Genomic DNA, 19734 nt, shown 5'->3' on the forward strand with positions numbered 1-19734 from the left:
GATTTCAGTCACTTGACAGAACAACCAAATCGCGGCCGTCAGTAAAAGCTTTGCGGGTCGATATCTATGGCCAGCCGGATGTCACCTTTGATCTGCACCTGCTTGACCCATTTTCGCAGCGCGCCTTGCAGGGCCACGCCTTTGTCCGCCTTGATCAGCATCCGCACTCGATGCCGTCCGCGCACGCGGGCGATGGGAGCAGGCGCTGGTCCGTAAACCTGCGCGCCCACCTGCCGCAACGGCCCGTCCGCCCGCGCCAGCTTGTTTGCGATGTCAAACACCGCCGCTACATCCGGCCCGCTCAGGATAATGCCCGCCATGCGCCCATAGGGTGGCACCCCCGCCGCCTCGCGCTGCGCGGCTTCGGCCCGCCAGAAACCTTCCTCGTCGCCCGCCAGAATCGCGCGGATCACCGGATGTTCCGGCTGATAGGTCTGCAACAGCGCCGTGCCGGGTTTGTCGGCGCGCCCTGCCCGCCCCGCCACCTGCCGCATCAACTGAAACGTCCGCTCGGCAGCGCGCAGGTCTGACCCTTGCAGCCCCAAATCGGCGTCGATCACACCGACCAGCGTGAGGTTGGGAAAGTTGTGCCCCTTCGCCACCAGCTGCGTGCCGATCACGATGTCGGTCCCGCCTTGCGCGATGTTCTCGATCTCGGCCTTCAGTGCGCGGGCGCTGCCGTACATATCCGAGCTGAGCGTGGCAATGCGCGCATCGGGCCACAACAACGCGGCCTCTTCGCCCAACCGCTCGACCCCCGGACCGACGGGGGCCAGCCGGTCCTCGGCCTCGCAGGACGGGCAGGTGGTGGGCATCGGTTTGGTCTCGCCGCACTGGTGGCACATCAGACGTTTCAGAAACCGGTGCTCGACCATACGCGCATCGCATTGATCGCACGCGATCTGGTGCCCGCAGGCACGGCACAGCGTGATCGGAGCATAGCCGCGCCGGTTAATGAACAGCATCGCCTGTTCGCCCGCATCAATTCGCGCCTGCACCGCCTTTTGCAAATCGGGCGACACCCAGCGATCTGCGGGCAGCGCGGCGGCGCGCATGTCGATCGTGCCCATCACCGGCATCACCGCAGGGCCAAAGCGCGAAGTCAGTTCCAACCGCTTGTATTTGCCCGCCTCGGCGTTGGCCCAGCTTTCCAGACTGGGCGTGGCCGAGGCCAGAACCACATGCGCCCCGCAGATCGACGCGCGCAGCACGGCCATGTCGCGGGCATTATACAGCACCCCGTCTTCTTGCTTGTACGAGGTGTCGTGTTCCTCATCCACGACGATCAAGCCAAGGTTCTGATAGGGCAGGAACAGTGCCGACCGTGCCCCGATCACCAATTGCGCACCACCCTGCCCGACCATGCGCCAGATGCGGCGGCGTTCGGTCATCGTGGCACCCGAATGCCATTCGGCGGGCCGCGCGCCAAACCGTGCCTCGACCCGTTTGAGAAATTCGGCAGTCAGCGCGATCTCGGGCAGCAGCACCAGCGCTTGACGACCCTGGGCCAGACAGGCGGCAACGGCTTCCAGATAGACTTCGGTCTTGCCCGATCCGGTGACACCGCGCAGCAAGGTCGTACCGTAGGTTTCCGAACGGACAGCTTCGGCCAGCATCGCAGCGCCTGCGGCCTGATCGTCGGTCAGTTCCTTGCCGGGCAGTGACGGGTCCAGCCGCCGGAACGGCACATCGCGCGGGGCGTCCTCTTCTGACACGACACCCTGCTTGACCAACCCTTTGACAACCGAGGATGTGACACCCGCCATCTCGGACAGCTCTTTGAGCGTGAACGACAGATCACCGTATTCGGCCAAGGTCTCCATCACACGACGGCGGGCATCGGTGGCGCGGTCCGGCTCCCCTTCGCCCCGACGGTAGATTTTGCGCATCGACGGCGGATCACCCAAGCCCGGCGCGCGGGTGGCAAGCCGCAGCATCGCAGGCATTGGCGTCAGCGTGTATTCGGCGGCGCGCAGCAGAAATGTGCGCATCTCCTCGCGCATCGGGGCCGCGTCCAGCACGCGAATAACCGAGCGGACTTTGGCAATGTCCCAATCGCCGCGCCCCGGCCCCCAGACAATGCCCAGAACCTTGCGCGGGCCCAATGGCACCTCGACAAAGGCACCCAGCATGCAACCGCCCTCTGGCGCCTTATAGTCCAGCAGACGGTCCAACGGCTGCGTGGTCAGCACGCCGACAAGGGCACCTTCATCGTAGAATTCGGGGCGCGTCACTTCTGGCCTCGGCAATTGTGGGTTTCAGTGAGTGTCCAGTTGGGGTACATGCAAACACAAAGCAAGACCATCGCGAACTGATCGTGTGCGGCCTTGTGATTGCGCTAACAGCCACTGGAGCCTTCAACATGAAATTCTTTGTAGACACCGCCGATATCGACGCCATTGCCGAACTGAACGATCTGGGCATGGTCGACGGGGTAACAACCAACCCTTCGTTGATCCTGAAATCGGGGCGTAATATCCTCGAAGTGACCAAGGAAATCTGCGATATGGTCGCAGGCCCGGTCAGCGCCGAAGTCGTCGCACTGGACGCCGACGCGATGATCGCCGAGGGCCGCAAACTGGCCGAAATCGCTGAAAACATCACCGTCAAACTGCCCCTGACATGGGACGGCCTGAAAGCGTGCAAAGTGCTGTCGGGCGAAGGCAAGATGGTCAACGTCACCCTGTGCTTTTCGGCCAATCAGGCGTTGCTGGCAGCCAAGGCAGGTGCCACGTTCATCAGCCCCTTTATCGGGCGTCTGGACGACATCAGCGTCGACGGTATGGACCTGATCGAAGACATCCGTACCATTTATGACAACTACGGGTTTGAAACCAACATTCTGGCCGCCTCGATCCGGTCTGTCGCCCATGTACAGGATTGCGCACGCATCGGCGCCGACGTGATGACCGCACCGCCCGAAGTGATCAAGAAGCTGGCAACGCACCCGCTGACCGATGCCGGTCTGGACCAATTCATGAAAGACTGGGCGAAAACCGGTCAGAAAATTCTGTAAACTTGCGGGTTTAACCATTGCACCGTCCGGCCCTGAGCCGGACGGCACTGCGTTTCCGCCTAGGTTAGGGAATATGCACCACAATTCCCCCTGGGCGGGAATTCTGGCAACACATCAAAGACCCGTTTTCAAAACCTGCAATTTTCACCAAAAAAGGGCAGATTTTGAAGCGGCCGCGTGTTACGGTCCCACAAAATAAAATGAGCAGTCCATGACCAGCAGCCCGAAAATCGACGACGCCCTGCGCGAGGCGATTATTTCGCGTCCCGATGTGATCCTTGATGACAAGGACATGATGCACGCCCTGATCGCCGCAAATGAACGCAGCATGGGTGGCAATATCGTCGATCTGCGCGGCATCGCAATGGAACGGCTGGAATCGCGGCTGGACCGGCTGGAAGACACCCACCGCAGCGTGATCGCCGCCGCTTATGAAAATCTGGCGGGCACCAATCAGGTTCACCGCGCGATTCTGCGGATGCTGGACCCTGTGGAATTTGAAACCTTTCTGCGCGATCTGGGCGGCGAAGTGGCCGAAATTTTGCGTGTGGACGCGGTGAAACTGGTGCTGGAAAGCGTGCAGAACGACAATGACCCTGCGGTGCAGCGTCTGGGTGATGTGCTTAGCGTGGCCGAGCCGGGCTTTATCGACAGCTACCTGACCCAAGGCCGTGGCGGCCCCGTCCGTCAGATCACCCTGCGTCAGATACAGAACGGCAACGCCGAGATTTACGGCAGCAACTGCGACTGGATCCGCTCAGAGGCGTGTTTAAAGCTGAACTTTGGCGCGGGCCGTCTGCCCGGTCTGCTGGTGATGGGCGCCGAAGACCCGCATATGTTCGGCCCGCAACAGGGCACCGATCTGCTAACCTTTTTTACCGGCGTGTTTGAACGCACCATGCGCCGCTGGCTGTCATGAGCCTGATCTCTCCGGCGGCGCGCGACGCGCTGGAGACGTGGCTGGACCACCAGCGGGCGCTTAAGGGTGCGGCTGCCAACACGATCATCGCCTATGCGGGCGATCTGGGCGAATTTCTGGCCTTTATCACCACCCACAAGGGATCGCCCCAAGGGCTGGGCGCGCTGTCGCATATCACTGTCAGCGACATGCGTGCATGGATGGCATACACCCGTTCGTCTGATGTGGGGCCACGGTCGCTTGCGCGTAAGCTGAGCGCGGTAAAATCGTTCTATCGCTGGCTGGCGTCCCGCGAGGGATTCGAGCCAACTGCCGTATTGTCCACCCGCGCCCCCAAATACACCCGCAAGCTGCCGCGCCCGCTGGCGGTGGATGCGGCGCATGATCTGGTCGAGACAATCGGGATGCAGTCCGCAACCACTTGGGTCGGGCTGCGCGACATTGCCGTGCTGACGCTGCTGTGGGGCTGCGGGCTGCGGATATCCGAAGCGCTGGGGCTGCGTGGCGGCGACGCGCCGCTGCCGCAGGTCATGCGGATCACCGGCAAGGGCAACAAGGAACGGATCGTGCCCGTGGTGGGTGCGGCACAGCAGGCTGTCGAGGCCTATATCGCCGCCTGTCCGCACATCCTGCAAGATGACCAACCGCTGTTTCGTGCCGTGCGCGGTGGCGCGCTGGCACCGCGTGCGATCCAAAAGGCGATGGAAACGGCGCGGATGCAGCTGGGCCTGCCCGCCACTGCCACGCCCCACGCAATGCGCCACAGCTTTGCGACACATCTGCTGAACGCGGGCGGTGATCTGCGCAGCATTCAGGAATTGCTGGGCCATGCGTCGCTGTCGACCACGCAAGCTTATACAGCGGTTGATACTGCGCGGTTGATGGATGTTTACAACAGTGCCCACCCCAAAGCCTGATCGTGCGGATTGCGAACCCGAACAGGCCAATCCGGCCAAAAGCCCGCATTTCCTTTTGCATCCACCCGCCCAATAAGCCATCAACGGGTACATGACTCGCCAGATGAAAGCCCTCTCCGTCCATTTGTTGACCGCTACGGGCGCGGTCTTTGCCATGCTGGCCATGCTGGCTGCGGTCGACGCCAAATGGGATCTGATGTTTTTGTGGCTGGTGGTGGCCTTTGCCGTGGACGGCATCGACGGCCCGCTGGCGCGCAAGTATGATGTGAAATCCAACGCCCCCGAATTTGACGGCGTGCTGCTGGATCTGATCATCGACTATCTGACCTATGTGTTCATTCCCGCCTTTGCCCTGTTCAAATCGGGGCTGATGGACGGCTGGACCGGCTGGGTGGCGATCATCCTGATCACTTTTGCCTCGGCGCTGTATTTTGCGGACACGCGGATGAAGACCAAAGACAACTCTTTCGCGGGGTTTCCGGGGTGCTGGAACATGCTGGTTCTAGTGATTTTTGCGATCGAGCCGAACTTTTGGGTATCGCTGGCGCTGGTCACCATTCTGGCGGTGGCGATGTTCCTGCCGCTGAAATTCATCCACCCCGTGCGCACCGTACGCTGGCGCAAGCTTAGCCTGCCGGTGGCGCTGGCGTGGACGGTGTTTGCGGGCTGGGCCGCTTGGGTGAACTTTCATCCCGACACCTGGGCTGTATACGGGCTGGCGCTCACATCCGTCTACCTGACGTTTGCAGGCATCGCACAACAAGCGTTGTACGGCCCTGACGGCTGACCCCGTCAGATCAAAAAACCGCCCGCGCCTTCATGGCGCAACAGGGCCACCTTGGTTTCGACTCCGCCTGCCCCCGAAAATCCAGTCAGCCCCTTTGCCCCCATCACGCGGTGGCACGGAATAATCACCGGCACCGGATTGCCACCGCACGCCTGCCCCACCGCCTGCGCCGATGCGCCGACGTCTTTGGCAATCTCGCCATAGGTGCGGGTAAAGCCGTAGGGAATCGCAGACATCGCCGCACAAACCGCGCGTTGCAGATCAGACCCCGCCACGCGCAGCGGCAGGTCGAACCGCTCCAACGCGCCGGCATCATAGGCGCGCAGTTGCGCCACAGCCTCGCGCAGCACAGCCGTGTCGTCCGTGCGCCCCGACGCCTGCCAAGACAGCGCCGTAATGGCCCCGTCGTTTTCGGTCAGGCACAGGGTGCCGAATTGTGTAGGTACATCATACAGGTTCATCACGGCAGGATGCGACCAAATCAGCGATCTCTCAACCCGTAACCTGCGCAATGCGCACCGCCAGCTTTCTGACGGTGCGCAAAAGCCTTAGCGTTTGGCCAGCATGTAATACAGCGCGCCACCGATCAGCGCCCCGATCACCCAAGCATAGCCCGACAGAGCCGCCAACGCAGGCACCCAGACCGTCGCCACCGAGAACACAGCCGCAATAGCAAAGGCCACCACAGCCGGATTGTTCCAACCATTGCCAAAGCGGTACGGTCCGCCCGTCATGTCGTACAATCCCGCCAAGTCCAGCTTTTGACGGCGCAGCATGTAATAATCGACGATCATGATCCCGTAGATCGGTGCCAGCGTCGCCCCCAGCGTGTTAACGAAACCGCCGATGCCGAAGCTGGCGATAAAGCTGACCCACAAGCCGCCGATGACAAAGGCAAAGCCCGATGTAATCAACCCCGCCATGCGAAAGCTGATCCTGTCGGGCGCAAGGTTGGCAATACCGTTCACCGCAGGGATGAAGTTGGCGACCAGATTGATCCCCACGGTCGCCGCAAAAAACGTGATCGCGGCAATGACGCTAAGCAGCACACTGTCGGTACGTTCGACAATCTCGGTCGGGTTGATGATCGCCTCGCCATAAACCACTGCGGCCCCCGCTGTGGTCAGCAGCGCAAGGGCCGAGAACAGGATCATGTTGAACGGCAGCCCCGCAAGGTTGCCCCGCACCATCGCCGGCTTGTCCTTGGCATAGCGCGAAAAGTCCGAAAAGTTGATCATAACAGCAGCGAAATAGGCCACCATTGTGCCAACGATGGCAACAAAGCCGTTGAACTCGCTCAAGAATGTCGCATCCGGCTGCACAAAGATCGTCTGTACCGCGTTCAGCAACTGGCCGTCCGCCTTTTGCCACAGAACGATCACCAGCCCGATCATCACCAGATACACAAACGGGCCTGCAATGTTCAAAAACGTCTCTACCCAGTCCATGCCGCGCCAGAAGATCACGATGTGAAAGGCCCAGACCACCACGAATGCCAGCCAGTCAACACCTGTCAGCCCCAGCACCTCGGCACCGCCACTGATACCCGTCAGCGACCGGATCAGCAGCGCCACGGCAGTCGAGGCGAAATAGACCTGCACCCCGTACCAGAACACCGCCACGATGGCCCGCAGAATCGCGGGCAGCTTGGCCCCCTGGGTGCCCAGACTGGCGCGCGCCAGCACCGGATAGGGAATGCCGTACTTCTCGCCCGGCGCACCTGACAGGTTCACCAGAAACATCACGAACAATCCCGCGCAGATCAGCGCGGCAAAGGCGGTCCAGCCGCTGACCCCAAACGAGATGAACAGCGAAGCGACAAGAGAATAGCCGAAAAGCGACTGTACGTCATTGGCCCAGATGTTGAAGATTGCGAACGCGCCCCAGTTCTTTTCGGACGGGCTGACAGGGTTCAGCGTATTGCCGTCCCCGCCGGTTGATGTGTCGGTATGCATGGTCATAAGTGTCCCTCGCTCTTGTGCGAAAAATATGCGGACGGCGGCCTTTGGCCTTGGCGCCCTGTTGTTCCCTGGCGCAAGTTGCACCACGATACAGCGAACCTGCCACATCCCGTATGCCGTGCATAGAACGTAGTTAACCCAGGGTCATGGCAGTTCACCGGTCGCTTGAAATGCTAACGGCCCGCCCCCTTTCAGGAGCAGGCCGCAAGAAGTTTCAGACCGCGCTGCGTTCAGGTCAGTGCCTTGTCGCAGCGGCCACATACACCTGCGTGCGCGTGTGTGCCCACATCCGGCAGCACTTTCCAGCAGCGTTGACACTTTGCACCGGCAGCCTTTTCAAACACCACACCCACGCCCGAGACTTCCGGCAGACGGAACGCTTCGGCGGGGGACGCGTCGGCGGTGATCGCGATGTCGGACGTGATGCACAGATCTTCGAATGCCACCGATTGCAGGGCGGCACGCAGGCTGTCATCCTCGACATGCACCACCGGAGCCGCCTCAAGCGAGGCACCGATGACCTTGTCGGTGCGCTGCACCTCCAAGGCGGCGGTCACGGCACGACGGGCGGCACGCACACCGGACCATTTCGCGGCCAGCGCATCATTGCGCCAGTCCGCAGGCGTCGCGGGGAAATCGGCCATGTGAACGGAACTGTCCGCATCCGGATTCCGCTCCAGCCAGACCTCTTCCATCGTGAACACAAGGATCGGCGCCAGCCATGTGGTCAGACGCTGGAACAACAGGTCCAGCACCGTGCGCGCGGCCCTGCGGCGCAGCGTATCGCCATCGCAATACAGCGCATCCTTGCGCACATCGAAATAGAACGCCGACAAATCCAGCGTGGCAAAGTTGAACACCGCCTGCCAGACGCCCTGAAAATCAAAGGCGGCATAGCGCGTGCGCACCACCTCATCCAGCTCGGCCAGACGGTGCAGCACCCATTGTTCCAGCTCGGGCATATCGGCGGCTGCGGTGCGGTCTGCTTCGGTAAAGTCCGAAAGCGACCCCAGCATGAATCGCATGGTATTGCGCAAACGCCGATAGCTGTCGGCCACACCTTTCAGAATCTCCGGCCCGATCCGCTGGTCGGCGGTATAATCGGCCTGCGCCACCCACAAACGCAGAATATCGGCGCCGTACTGGCGCACCACCTCGTCCGGCACGATGGTGTTGCCGATGGATTTTGACATCTTCATGCCCTTGGCATCCAGCGTAAACCCATGCGTCACCACATTGCGATAGGGCGCGCGGCCCGTCGTGCCCACCGATTGCAGCAGCGACGAATGGAACCAGCCGCGGTGTTGGTCGGTGCCTTCCATGTAGACATCGGCAATGCCGTCTTCCGAGCCGTCTTCGCGGTCGCGCAAGGTAAAGGCATGGGTCGAACCGCTGTCGAACCACACATCCAGAATGTCGGTGACCTGATTGTAATCGTCGGGGTTGACGATGCCGCCCAGAAACCGCTGTTTCGCACCATCGGCATACCACACGTCCGCGCCATCCGTCTCGAAGGCCTCGACGATCCGCGCGTTCACGTCCGCGTTGCGCAGCAGGAAATCTGCATCGGTCGGCAGCGCGCCCTTTTTGGTAAAGCAGGTCAGCGGCACGCCCCATGCGCGTTGACGTGACAACACCCAGTCGGGGCGCGCCTCCATCATCGAATGCAAACGGTTGCGGCCCGATTTGGGCGTCCAGTTGACGTTGTCGATCTCGGTCAGGGCACGTTCGCGGATTGTCTTGCCGAATGTGTCCAGTCCGTCACCCACGACCTTGTCGATGGCGGCAAACCACTGCGGCGTGTTGCGGTAGATCACCGGCGCCTTGGACCGCCACGAGTGCGGATAGCTGTGCTTGATCTTGCCACGCGCCAGCAGGCCGCCGACCTCGACCAGCTTGTCGATGATGGCGGCGTTGGCGTTGCCCTCCTTGCCGTTTGGCTTCAGGATCGCCTTGCCGCCAAAGAACGGCAGATCATCGCGGAAACGCCCGTCTTCCATGACGTTATAGGTGATGACCTGCTCCAGCATGCCCAGATCACGGTAGAGCTCGTATTCCTCCAACCCGTGCGAGGGTGCGCAATGGACAAAGCCGGTGCCTTCGGTGTCGGTGACGAAATCGGCGGCGCGGAAGTCGCGCAGGTCATCCCATTCGCCGTTGGAGCCCTCAGCGCCCTTCAATGGATGCTCGAGGCTGGCTTTGGCCAACTCGTCCTGAGTGACGTCACGCACACGCGTATACATGCCGCCCTCAAGTCGCGCGCGGCCCATCACCTCGTCGGCCAGCGCATCGCTCAACAGGAAACGCTCGCCCACCTCGACCCAGCATTCCTCGGGCGTCGCGGTCACTTCGTACAGGCCATAGGAGATGCCCGCGCCGAAAACCACGGCCTTGTTGCTGGGCATGGTCCATGGTGTCGTGGTCCAGATCACCACCTTGGCACCGTCCAGATCACCGCCGGTGCCAACGACTGGAAACTTCACCCAAACCGTAAAACTCTCCTTGTCGTGATACTCGACCTCGGCTTCGGCCAGCGCGGTCTTTTCGACCGGCGACCACATCACGGGTTTAGACCCCTGATAAAGCGTACCGTTCATCAGGAACTTCATGAACTCCTCGGCGATCACCCGCTCGGCGTGGAAATCCATCGTCAGGTACGGGTTTTCCCAATTGCCCGTGATACCCAGACGCTTGAACTCGTCGCGCTGGATGTCCACCCAGCCACGCGCGAAATCGCGGCATTCGCCACGGAATTCGTTGATCGGCACCTGATCCTTGTCGCGGCCCTTCTTGCGGTATTCCTCTTCGATCTTCCACTCGATCGGCAGACCGTGGCAATCCCAACCGGGGATATACCGCGCGTCAAAGCCCATCATCTGGTGGCTGCGCACGATCATGTCCTTGATCGTCTTGTTCAGCGCATGGCCGATATGCAGATGCCCGTTGGCATAGGGTGGTCCGTCGTGCAGCGTAAAGGGCGTGCGTCCCTTTTTCTCGCGCAGTCGGTCGTAAACACCGATCTTTTCCCAGCGTGCCAGCCACTCGGGCTCGCGTTTGGGCAGGCCCGCGCGCATCGGAAAATCGGTGCGGGGCAAGTTCAGTGTGGTTTTGTATTCAGGCGTATCGGCGCACATATCGGGCGTCCTTCGGATCAGGTCGGGAATAAGCGTAAAGTGAGGGTCGGTGCGATGGCTCGAACACCTGTTGCCCGGCGTCTCAAGGTGTCAGAGCGCCGGGGAAATAATTCGAATAATGAGCGCAGGTAGCATCATCATGCCCGCCTTATAAGCAGCGCGGCAAAGCCCTACAAGACCCCTTCTTTTGGCGTCAAATATCCCGGGGGGCGGCCGCAGGCCGGGGGGGCTGCCCCCTAGCCGCCCTCGGGTGCACGCGCCACCGTCTTGCCTTGCGCCCAACGGTTCAGCCATGCCAGCCCCGCCAGCGACAATCCCAACACCAACAACGAAAACACCCGCACCAGACCGCCCAGCCCCGAAATGTCGATCAGGAACACTTTGGCCACTGCCAGTCCTATCACCACCAGCCCCGCGCGCCGCATCAGTGCCGAATTGGCCGCCATTGACTGATAGAACAGCGCAGCACCTGCCAGCAGCAGTGCCACGGTATAGGTATAAAGCTCGCCCTGCCCCATGCCGCGATCCAGTTCCATCGCGTCCGGTCCCTGCCAGAAATGGCGGATCACGCAGAACAGCCAGAGCACCCCCAGCGCACCTGCCAGTCCCGCCATTGCCAGCCGCAGCAGCCGTGGCAAGGTGTCGATCCGCCACACGCCCAAGGCCAGCACAAGCGCCGGTGCCAGATAGGCCGGTGCCAGCGTGTTGACAACCGGCGGTCCCGCCACATCGGCAAACCACGAACTCAGAAGCGGCGAAAGCAAGATTGCCCCCAAGGCCAGTGCGCCCAGCCCGGTCAGGGCAAAGACCGTTGCCAGCCCCGCCCGCACCCACCGCAGCACAGGCCGTCTCGCCATACGCTGAGCTTGCGCCAGCGCCAGCCCGAACCAGATCGACGCAAACAGCCCCATCGCCCAATGCGATCCGACGCTGTCCTCGTCCAGCACCGAAGCGATGGCGCGATAGACCAGCAGCGTCAGCAGTATGCCGCCAAACGACCATGCTGCGCTGTCAAGGATCAGTACCGCTTCGTCCCGTCGTCCTTGTTCGACGCGCGGACGCAGCAGCCACAGCCCTGCCACCATCGCGGCAAAAGCGCTGCCATGGGCCAGCAGCATCTCGGGCAGGGTGACGTCGATGGCCCAGATCAGCCCCGGATCGACCACCAGCCGGTAGCCCAGCGTGGCCACGCCCGCAGCGACAAACCAGCCCATTTGCGGCAAATCAAACCGCCGGTCCAGCCATGCGGCCACCACCACCGTCACCGCAATCGCCGCAGTCAACGCCGCCAGCGACAGGATCAGCACCAGCGCAAAGGTGATGCACGACAGCGCCGACAGTACAAAAAACGCGGTGCGCAGGCGATGCTCCGGCCCGTCGACGCGGGCAAAGCGTTCTGCCATTACCCCCATCATCAGCGCCAGTGCCGCCGCATGAAGCGCCCAAGGGTATGCGCCAATCGCAAGCGCGGGTCGCCATGTCACCTCGATCAGCACCGCCAACCCCGGTGCGATCACCGCCGCCGCAGCCGCCCAAAGCGGGGCAAACGCCCCTCCGCGCATTGACCGCCACGCGGCCAGCAAGGACAACACCGCACCAATCGCCACCAACACGCTGACCGCCCACGGAAACTTGGCTTCGGGCGCGTCAACATAAGTGTTCAGATAATCCGACACCACCTCTGCATGATCCAACCCGATCAGCGCCACTGCGGCACCAAGGCCCGCCAGTGGTAGCAAAGTTTGATCCTGCAAGGCCGGTGCGGGCACCGACCAACAGGTCCAGGCCCCCGCCAGAAGTGCCAACGCCAGAATCGACAGCCAGAACTCGGCCACGCCGCCATGCGCGGTCATCACCAGCGACACCACGGTCACACCCAGCGCCCCCACCGACAGCAGCGTCGGAAAGATCGGGCGTGCATCCTTGCGAAGCTGGTGGATCAAAACCCCGCTGTGGTCGGGCATCACCGACCGCGCCGGAATCAGCAGCGCCATCAGCGCCAGCGCAAAAACATAGGCCACGAATGCTGCAATCGTGTGATCCGCACCCGCCACCAGCAGCCAGCCCGCGACATAGGCCAGAACAAGGCTGAGCACCGAAACCCAAGCCCAGCGCTTCAGCGTATCGATGCCCAGACCAAGCGCTGCGATAATGGCGAAATATCCGTAGAAAATCGTCGGATCATCCGACGAGCCGCCGACCACAAAGGGCGCGGCAAAGGCGCCGATCACGCCAACAGCCGCCAGAAGCGGCCCGTAGAACCAGCCCAACACCAAGGCAACCAGCGCCACCAGCATCATGCCAACCAGCGCCGTTTCCGGCCCGATCAGGTCATAGAGCAGCCGCGCCGACAGCACGCCGCCGAACAGCGATACGATCCCTGCGCCGGAAAAGACCGACGGCAGATAGGCGGTGCTTGTGTCTTCTCCGTCTCCGAACCGGCGGCGGATGTATTCCCCCGCGCCGATCAGCACCGCGCCAAAGACCAGCGCCGCAGCAACCCGTGCGGCAGGCGGCAACAAACCGTTCTCGACACCGTATTGCACCAAGAACAGCCCCGCCAATGCCAGCGACAGCGCCGAAACGGCATAGAACCAGTTGTCTGCCAGCCATGCGCTCAGCCGTTGCACCCACTCTGTCGCGCGCGACGGCGTTGGCGGTTTGGCGGCCGCAGCCTGACGCGCAGCGATCACAGCCGCGGCGGGCGGTTCGGGCCGCTTGGGCCGTTCGGACGGCTCTGGCCTGACCTGTGGGGCAACATCCGCAATGGTCGCACCGGCTGGCGCATCTGTTTCGGACGGCACGGGCAGGCCCCTGGTGCGCCGCAGCAGGGCCAGTTCCTTTTCGACGTCTTCGAGACGGGATTTCACACCGCTGTGGCTGATCAGCAAATAAATCAACACCACGGGAATCGCTAAAACGATTCCTCCGATCACAACCAGAAGACCTTCCATTCCGCTCTACCCTTGCCCAACGTTCAAAACGCACGATAACGCTTTGGTGAAGCGGCGCAAAGCATGGAAATCCTGACCTAGCGATCTTTGGACCCGAACAGGCCGGTCAGACTGCGTTGGACGATGCCACGGCTGGTGGGACGTTTGCCTGCGGGGAAGGGCAAAGGGCGGCACACCTCCATTGCAGCCACACCGACGCGGGCGGTCAGCGCGCCGTTGACCAGCCCTTCGCCAAAACGTCGCGACAGCTTGCCCAGAAGCGACCCGCCCAGCACAGGTTCCAACATATCGTCGCCCACAGCCACGGCCCCCGTGGCCACCAGATGCGACAGCACGGCACGGGTCAGCCGCCAGCTTCCAAAGAACCCCGAGCGCCCGCCATACACATCCGCCACGCGGCGGATCATGCGCAAATTGGCGGTCAGCGCTGCAGCCACATCGGCCAGCGCCAGCGGCACCAGCGCGGTCACTGCGGCCACCTGCCGTGCCGCTGCTTCAACCTCGCGCGAGGCGGCGGTATCCAGCGGGGCCAGCAATTCGGCATCGGCCAGTGTCAGCAAAGCGGCGGCGTCCATCTGGTCGCCGCGCAATTCGTTCAGCCGGTCGCGGCCCCAGCGGGTGTCTTCGCGGCGGCTGTAAAGCGCCACCAACCGGTCGGTAACTTTGCGCGCAGCCACCAGATCGGCGGCCTCGATCGCAGTGGCGGCCTGATGGCGCAGGTCGTCGATACGGGTCAGCCGCGCGAGTGCTGCCAGTTCGCGGATGGCCATCATCAGCAGGATCACAACGAACAGCGTAAACAACCCCGTGACGATCCAGCCCAGAACGGGTGCCCGCGCGATCAGGTCGTTGGCAAAATCCCACGCGGCAACCGAAACCACCGTGCCGGTCAGCGTCGTCAACACCCACCAGAACAGCCGCGCCAACAGTGACGGACGGCGCGCGGCCATCCGCGCGGCGGTCTGCATGGCGCGCCCTTGTGGCATCGGTGCCTCGATGGTGTCAGGCACCGGAGGCGCATCGGCCACCGAGGGCGTCTGGGAAAGATCTATCAAAACCGGACCTTTGGCCATTACAGCGTCTCCTTGTCTGCGCGCCATTCATAGCGCACATCGGGCAGGCCAACATCATTGCCCGCCCCGTCTGTGTGTCGCACTGCACAAAAGCCCGCGCGCTCGTAAAAGCGGTTGGCCCCCGTGTTCGCGGTGAACGACCATAACCCCAGCCGCGTGCTGCACGCCTTGGCATGGTCCAGCAACGCGGTGCCAACGGCGCGGTTCTGCACCTCGGGCGCGACATAGAGGCCTTGGATTTCGGTGTATTGCAACGCCAGAAACCCAACCACACCCGCATCGGTGCGGGCGGTGGTCACCCAGCCTGCGTCGATCATGTCAGCGACAAACATGATCTCTTCGGCCCGCGAATGGACCCGTGGCAACCACGGCGTTGCGTCGACATTCGCGCCAAGGATCGCACCCACCGTGCCTGCATCCAGCGAGCGGGCGGCGCAGATTTGCACAGCGTTCACAACTTGTCCCCGATCAGGAATTGCGCGGCACGGTCCAGTCGGATGTGCGGCGGCCCGTCGCCCGGGCGCAGGGTCAGCGTGGCAGGGGCAAAGCGCATCACCTGATAGTCGCCTGCCAGCCAGTTTTCGCCGCGCTGCGGATTCAACAAGTGCGACGGATCGCTTGGCAGGTGACCGGGGAAAAACGCGGCCTGCTTGCCAGTGTCCAGCAGCTTGCCCTGCACCATGCCCAGCGTTTCGCCGTCATGCGGCATGTCGGTTTCGGTTGTCGCACGCAACGACGCGATGGCCAGCGACTGGGTATCGGCCCCCGCAAAGCGCGCCTTGTCCGTCGCATCGCGCACCAAGGCTTGCATGATCGCCGTCAGTTGCGCGTGCTGGCTGTGGTGCAAATGGTCGGCCTTGGTCGCGGCAAACAGAATTTTCTCGACCCGTTTTCCCATCAGCAGCCGCGTCAGAAACGCGTTCCGCCCGGGACGAAAGGCCGACAGGATGTCGGTCAGCGCCCCGCGCAGATCCTCAAGCGCTACGGGACCGTTGTGAACGGCCCCCAAGGCATCAACCAGCACCACCTGACGGTCGATGCGGGCGAAATGGTCGCGAAAGAACGGTTTGACCACCTGCGATTTATAGGCCTCGTAGCGGCGGTCCATCTCGCGCAGCAGTGACCCGCGCGGGGCGCCCCCTGCAGGCAGTGGTGCAAAGGTCAGCACCGGAGAACCCGCCAGATCGCCCGGCAACAAGAACCGGCCCGGTGCGCAATCAGAGTATCCCGCCCGCCGCGCGTCTTGCAAATAGGCGGCAAAACTGGCGGCAAGATCTTGGGCTACGGGTTCGTCCAGCTTGGCGGCACCTTGAACCTGCGCGACTTTCGCGCGGTAGCTGGCGGCCTCTTCACGGCCGGCAATCGACTTCAGCGTTGCTGCGGACCATTCGCTGTAGGTTTTGTCCATCAGCGTCAGATCCAGCAGCCATTCACCGGGGTAATCGACAATGTCGACGTGCACGGTGCGCGGCCCTTTCAGCCCCGCCAGCAGCCCCTTGGGCCGCACCCGCAGGCTGACCCGCAGTTCCGAGATGTAGCGCGTGCTGTCAGGCCAGTGGGCGGGATCAGCAGTCAGCGCGCCCAGATGGCTTTCGTAATCGAATCGCGGAATCGTATCGTCGGGCTGCGGTTGCAGGAACGCCGCCTCGATCCGCCCTTCGGAAGCCGCAAGAAGGTGCGGCATCCGGCCACGGTCCAGCAGGTTGGCCACCAGCGAGGTGATGAACACCGTCTTGCCCGACCGCGCAAGGCCGGTGACACCAAGGCGCACGACCGGTTCAAAAAGTGTTTCTGATACCGTGTCTTGTACCGTCTCGACGCTGCGCACCAGACTATCGGCAATTGCTGAAATGACCACCCGTCGCACCCTTGTAACCTGTGACCAGCCTTGTGGTGGCCCGTCCTGTTTCAAACAACATAGGCAGTCCATCACAGGCTTGCCAGTGGGGCTGCGTGGCGCTAGGGCATGCGCCATGCCCCGTTACGCGTTAAAAGTCGAATATCATGGTGCGCCATTCGTCGGATGGCAGCGGCAACCGGACCAGCCGTCGGTTCAGGGTGCCATCGAAGCTGCGCTGGCCAAACTTGAACCGCGCGCCCACACGATCGCAGCCGCAGGACGTACCGATGCGGGCGTACATGCGCTGGCGCAAGTCGCCCATTGCGACATGGAAAAGGACTGGGACCCATTTCGTCTCTCCGAGGCGCTAAACTATCACCTCAAGCCCGCGCCGGTGGCAATTGTCGACTGCGCCGTGGTCGATGGAGACTGGCACGCGCGGTTTTCGGCGCTGGAGCGCAAATACCTGTTCCGCTTGCTGATGCGCAGACCACCCGCGACGCACCAAGAAGGTCTGGTCTGGCGGGTCAATTGCGAACTGGATGTGGACGCGATGCGCGAAGGGGCGGCGCATTTGCTGGGATTGCATGATTTCACCACCTTCCGGTCATCGATCTGTCAGGCGGAAAGCCCCGTAAAAACGCTGGATGCGCTGGATATTGTGCGCGTCGAAACGGACTGGGGACCAGAGGTGCAGTTTACCGTGCGGGCACGGTCGTTTCTGCACAATCAGGTGCGCAGTTTCGTCGGCACGCTGGAACGGGTGGGCAATGGTGGCTGGACACCCGATGATGTGCGCCGCGCCCTGATAGCGTGTGACCGTGCTGCCTGCGGGCCGGTCTGTCCGCCGCAGGGGTTGTATCTGGCGGGTGTACAATACCCCGACAATCCGTTCGGCGGATAGGCCGGTACGGGGGCCAGCCCCCGGCCTACGGCCTCCCCCGGAGTTTTTCTGGCAAGATGAAGACGGGTTCAGGCCTGCGGCTTTGGCAGGCCGAGCCAGAGCGGACCCTTGCGGTAGCCGCCACGGATCAGGTGGCCGCGTTTGCGCGCCTCCGGGAAGGTGTCCAGCCAGTCGCGGTAGCGGTCGTTGGTGACGATACGCGCGCCTTGATCGCGGGCGGCTTGCAAGATCAGCGGATCGGCGGGCGTGCCCTTGTCCACCACCCTCACTTGACCATGCGGCAGGCCAAGGGCTGCGGCGAAGTCATTGTCGTGCCAATAGCTTCCTTTCAGCAGGTACCCTGCGTTGGCGTCAAAGATCACCGACGGGGACAAGCCCCGCGCGGTCAGGGCGGCGATCACCTCGCGGACGGGGGCAAGATCGGGGGTTTGGGTTTTCCAGTACATAACGTTTGATCCGTCGAGGATGACCGGTGGACCCGAGGACCTCTTTCGTTTCGGCGCTGGCTTTTGCTGACGCAACAGCAAGATCGCGGCAGCCAAGGCCATCGGAGCTGCAAGCAACAACAGGTCAGACCAGCCGGGCACGACAAGAGCAACGGCAATACCAAAGAGCGAGATCAGGAAAAGGAAAAGAGGCGCACGCATGGCGCCGTTTTACCCCCGGACTGTGGCGGGGCCAAGTCTGGTTGTGTCAGCTTGCATCAGGGTGGCTTGCCAGTGCCAGAAGACCGCCCGCAATCGCCCAGTTCTTGACGAAAATCGTCATCTGCCACGGATCTTCGGGGATGAAGTGAAAGACCGATGTGACCATGCAATAAGCGGCCAGTGCCAGCGCCATCAGGCCGAGGCGGATGCCGAACCAAAGGCAAAAGGCCCCCAGCACGTTGAACACCATTGCAGGCCAGACCAGCAGAGCGGGCAGGCCAATGCCGCGTAGCAGGTCCATCGTTGGAACCGGATCGGTGATTTTCTGAACTGCCCCAGCCGCAAAAAGCGCGCCCAAAAGGACGCGCCCTGCGCGAAACGACCACAGCCGGCAACCGGTCACGCGGTTTCTGGGGTGAACGTCAGACTGACACCGTTCAGACAATGGCGTTTGCCCGTAGGCTGGGGCCCGTCGTCAAAGATATGGCCCAGATGGCTGCCGCAGCGGCGGCAATGGCATTCGGTGCGCACAAAAAACAGCAGTTTGCGGTCGTCTTTGGTGCCAATCGCATTGGGCAAAGCTTGGTAAAAGCTGGGCCAGCCGGTGCCGCTTTTGAATTTGGTCTTGGCGTCATACAGCGCCAGATCGCAGCCCTTACAGTGAAAGATGCCTGCACGTGTTTCATCGTTCAGGGGGCTGGTAAAGGCGCGCTCGGTCTCTTCCTCGCGCATGACGGCATATTCGGTATCGGTCAGCATCGCGCGCCATTCGGCCTCGGTGCGTGTGATTTCGAAACCGCCCTCGGAGGTGGCGGCAAACCCCGGACGCGCAAAGACCAGCGCGGTGCCTGAGGCTAGAAAATTTCGGCGTAACATAAGGTGATCCTTTCAAGACAAAGGTAGGTTTGAAGGGGATCGTGTCAAAAAGTGGGTTGGCCGCTGACATGGGGGGCCGGCAACCAACCCGGTCGGAAAATACGCGTACTTACTTCGGCACAAGAACCGAATTGACGACATGAATGACGCCATTCGACTGGTTCACGTCCGCAATCGTTACTCTTCCGACTTTCCCGTTTTCATCATAGATATAGACGTTTCGTCCCTTCACCTGCGCCGAGAGCGCATCACCCGACAAGGTTTGCATGTGAAAGAAGCCGTCTTTGGAATTCTTCGCATTCTGGACAATCCTTGCGGCCGACAAATCGCCTGCAACGACGTGGGCTGTCAGCACTTTGGTCAACATGCCCTTGTTCTCAGGCATCAACAGCGTGTCCACCGTACCGTCGGGCAATTTTGCAAATGCCGCATTGGTGGGTGCAAAGACCGTAAAGGGCCCCGCGCCTTGCAGGGCATCAACCAGACCTGCGGCTTTGACGGCTGCAACCAGCGTGGTGTGATCTGCCGAGTTCACGGCGTTTTCGATGATGTTTTTGTCTTCGAACATCGGCGCGCCGCCCACGTCGGGGTTGGCGGCAAATGCGGATGTGGCCAGCACGGTGCCCAAAGTGAGGGCTGCAAGCGTTTTGATCGGTGTCATAACTTCATTCCTTCCAAGTTTGTGCAGCGGCGTTTCCCCCCTGCT

At 62.1% G+C, this 19734-nt stretch carries 17 protein-coding genes; 5 read left to right on the top strand and 12 right to left on the bottom strand.

Features of this window, described 5'->3' with window-relative positions:
* Nucleotides 1-38: 38 nt before the first annotated feature.
* Entirely contained in the window at nt 39-2234 is a 2196-nt protein-coding gene (locus tag SULPSESMR1_RS10935; protein WP_089420850.1) for a primosomal protein N', read from the bottom strand.
* A 128-nt stretch (nt 2235-2362) separates the two neighbouring features.
* On the opposite strand from SULPSESMR1_RS10935, the gene fsa reads away from it, so the two are divergent.
* The 4 genes from fsa (at nt 2363) to SULPSESMR1_RS10955 (ending at nt 5639) form a co-directional block, all read left to right on the top strand.
* Complete coding sequence (fsa, locus tag SULPSESMR1_RS10940; RefSeq protein WP_089420851.1) at nt 2363-3016, top strand: fructose-6-phosphate aldolase; 654 nt, start codon at nt 2363-2365, stop codon at nt 3014-3016.
* 211 nt (nt 3017-3227) lie between these two features.
* Complete coding sequence (locus tag SULPSESMR1_RS10945) at nt 3228-3935, top strand: DUF484 family protein (protein WP_089420852.1); 708 nt, start codon at nt 3228-3230, stop codon at nt 3933-3935.
* The gene (locus tag SULPSESMR1_RS10950) at nt 3932-4852 is read left to right on the top strand and encodes a tyrosine recombinase XerC (protein ID WP_089420853.1); all 921 of its coding nucleotides are present in this window, start codon (nt 3932-3934) and stop codon (nt 4850-4852) included. Before SULPSESMR1_RS10945 ends, SULPSESMR1_RS10950 begins: the two co-directional genes overlap by 4 nt.
* A gap of 91 nt (nt 4853-4943) precedes the next feature.
* Nucleotides 4944-5639: a CDP-alcohol phosphatidyltransferase family protein gene (locus SULPSESMR1_RS10955; RefSeq protein WP_089420854.1), complete on the top strand. Its 696-nt coding sequence runs from the start codon at nt 4944-4946 to the stop codon at nt 5637-5639.
* Between the two features lie 5 nt (nt 5640-5644).
* Here SULPSESMR1_RS10955 and SULPSESMR1_RS10960 read toward each other — a convergent pair whose 3' ends face one another.
* The 7 genes from SULPSESMR1_RS10960 to SULPSESMR1_RS10990 all read right to left on the bottom strand — a co-directional run bounded on the left by SULPSESMR1_RS10960 (nt 5645) and on the right by SULPSESMR1_RS10990 (nt 16619).
* Nucleotides 5645-6100: a methylated-DNA--[protein]-cysteine S-methyltransferase gene (locus tag SULPSESMR1_RS10960; RefSeq protein WP_089420855.1), complete on the bottom strand. Its 456-nt coding sequence runs from the start codon at nt 6098-6100 to the stop codon at nt 5645-5647.
* 87 nt (nt 6101-6187) lie between these two features.
* A complete protein-coding gene (locus tag SULPSESMR1_RS10965; RefSeq protein WP_421086489.1) occupies nt 6188-7600 on the bottom strand; it encodes an NCS1 family nucleobase:cation symporter-1 in 1413 nt (470 codons plus the stop codon).
* Between the two features lie 230 nt (nt 7601-7830).
* On the bottom strand, nt 7831-10734 hold the full coding sequence (gene ileS, locus SULPSESMR1_RS10970; protein ID WP_089420856.1) for an isoleucine--tRNA ligase: 2904 nt from the start codon (nt 10732-10734) through the stop codon (nt 7831-7833).
* A 236-nt stretch (nt 10735-10970) separates the two neighbouring features.
* The gene (locus SULPSESMR1_RS10975) at nt 10971-13688 is read right to left on the bottom strand and encodes a DUF2339 domain-containing protein (protein WP_089420857.1); all 2718 of its coding nucleotides are present in this window, start codon (nt 13686-13688) and stop codon (nt 10971-10973) included.
* 77 nt (nt 13689-13765) lie between these two features.
* Nucleotides 13766-14761, bottom strand: coding sequence for a YcjF family protein (locus SULPSESMR1_RS10980; RefSeq protein ID WP_089420858.1), 996 nt, complete (start codon nt 14759-14761; stop codon nt 13766-13768).
* On the bottom strand, nt 14761-15216 hold the full coding sequence (locus SULPSESMR1_RS10985) for a GNAT family N-acetyltransferase (protein ID WP_089420859.1): 456 nt from the start codon (nt 15214-15216) through the stop codon (nt 14761-14763). Before SULPSESMR1_RS10985 ends, SULPSESMR1_RS10980 begins: the two co-directional genes overlap by 1 nt.
* On the bottom strand, nt 15213-16619 hold the full coding sequence (locus tag SULPSESMR1_RS10990; protein ID WP_198362785.1) for a YcjX family protein: 1407 nt from the start codon (nt 16617-16619) through the stop codon (nt 15213-15215). The genes SULPSESMR1_RS10985 and SULPSESMR1_RS10990 overlap by 4 nt, the downstream gene beginning before the upstream one ends.
* Before the next feature lie 115 nt (nt 16620-16734).
* Between SULPSESMR1_RS10990 and truA the strand changes: the two genes are divergently transcribed.
* Complete coding sequence (gene truA / locus SULPSESMR1_RS10995) at nt 16735-17505, top strand: tRNA pseudouridine(38-40) synthase TruA (protein ID WP_089420861.1); 771 nt, start codon at nt 16735-16737, stop codon at nt 17503-17505.
* 68 nt (nt 17506-17573) lie between these two features.
* Here truA and SULPSESMR1_RS11000 read toward each other — a convergent pair whose 3' ends face one another.
* From SULPSESMR1_RS11000 to SULPSESMR1_RS11015, 4 genes are all read right to left on the bottom strand, one after another.
* Complete coding sequence (locus tag SULPSESMR1_RS11000; protein ID WP_089420862.1) at nt 17574-18152, bottom strand: NYN domain-containing protein; 579 nt, start codon at nt 18150-18152, stop codon at nt 17574-17576.
* Nucleotides 18153-18198: 46 nt separating this feature from the next.
* Entirely contained in the window at nt 18199-18555 is a 357-nt protein-coding gene (locus SULPSESMR1_RS11005; protein ID WP_089420863.1) for a DoxX family protein, read from the bottom strand.
* Nucleotides 18552-19028 (bottom strand): peptide-methionine (R)-S-oxide reductase MsrB, encoded by a 477-nt coding sequence (msrB, locus tag SULPSESMR1_RS11010; RefSeq protein WP_089420864.1) that lies wholly within the window; start codon nt 19026-19028, stop codon nt 18552-18554. Before msrB ends, SULPSESMR1_RS11005 begins: the two co-directional genes overlap by 4 nt.
* A gap of 109 nt (nt 19029-19137) precedes the next feature.
* Nucleotides 19138-19689, bottom strand: a complete 552-nt coding sequence (locus SULPSESMR1_RS11015; RefSeq protein WP_089420865.1) for a fasciclin domain-containing protein — start codon at nt 19687-19689, stop codon at nt 19138-19140.
* Between the last annotated feature and the right edge of the window lie 45 nt (nt 19690-19734).

The organism is Pseudosulfitobacter pseudonitzschiae, from assembly GCF_002222635.1.
In the GTDB taxonomy this organism is placed as follows: Bacteria; Pseudomonadota; Alphaproteobacteria; order Rhodobacterales; family Rhodobacteraceae; genus Pseudosulfitobacter; species Pseudosulfitobacter pseudonitzschiae_A.

What these genes read in the sequence shown, in the direction of transcription:
- SULPSESMR1_RS10980 (WP_089420858.1), bottom strand. Translation starts at nt 14,761, where the DNA reads ATGGCCAAAGGTCCGGTTTTGATAGATCTTTCCCAGACGCCCTCGGTG.
- SULPSESMR1_RS10945 (WP_089420852.1), top strand. Translation starts at nt 3,228, where the DNA reads ATGACCAGCAGCCCGAAAATCGACGACGCCCTGCGCGAGGCGATTATT.
- ileS (WP_089420856.1), bottom strand. Translation starts at nt 10,734, where the DNA reads ATGTGCGCCGATACGCCTGAATACAAAACCACACTGAACTTGCCCCGC.
- SULPSESMR1_RS10950 (WP_089420853.1), top strand. Translation starts at nt 3,932, where the DNA reads ATGAGCCTGATCTCTCCGGCGGCGCGCGACGCGCTGGAGACGTGGCTG.
- msrB (WP_089420864.1), bottom strand. Translation starts at nt 19,028, where the DNA reads ATGTTACGCCGAAATTTTCTAGCCTCAGGCACCGCGCTGGTCTTTGCG.
- SULPSESMR1_RS10960 (WP_089420855.1), bottom strand. Translation starts at nt 6,100, where the DNA reads ATGAACCTGTATGATGTACCTACACAATTCGGCACCCTGTGCCTGACC.
- SULPSESMR1_RS10955 (WP_089420854.1), top strand. Translation starts at nt 4,944, where the DNA reads ATGACTCGCCAGATGAAAGCCCTCTCCGTCCATTTGTTGACCGCTACG.
- SULPSESMR1_RS10965 (WP_421086489.1), bottom strand. Translation starts at nt 7,600, where the DNA reads ATGACCATGCATACCGACACATCAACCGGCGGGGACGGCAATACGCTG.
- truA (WP_089420861.1), top strand. Translation starts at nt 16,735, where the DNA reads ATGCCCCGTTACGCGTTAAAAGTCGAATATCATGGTGCGCCATTCGTC.
- fsa (WP_089420851.1), top strand. Translation starts at nt 2,363, where the DNA reads ATGAAATTCTTTGTAGACACCGCCGATATCGACGCCATTGCCGAACTG.
- SULPSESMR1_RS11015 (WP_089420865.1), bottom strand. Translation starts at nt 19,689, where the DNA reads ATGACACCGATCAAAACGCTTGCAGCCCTCACTTTGGGCACCGTGCTG.
- SULPSESMR1_RS11000 (WP_089420862.1), bottom strand. Translation starts at nt 18,152, where the DNA reads ATGCGTGCGCCTCTTTTCCTTTTCCTGATCTCGCTCTTTGGTATTGCC.
- SULPSESMR1_RS10975 (WP_089420857.1), bottom strand. Translation starts at nt 13,688, where the DNA reads ATGGAAGGTCTTCTGGTTGTGATCGGAGGAATCGTTTTAGCGATTCCC.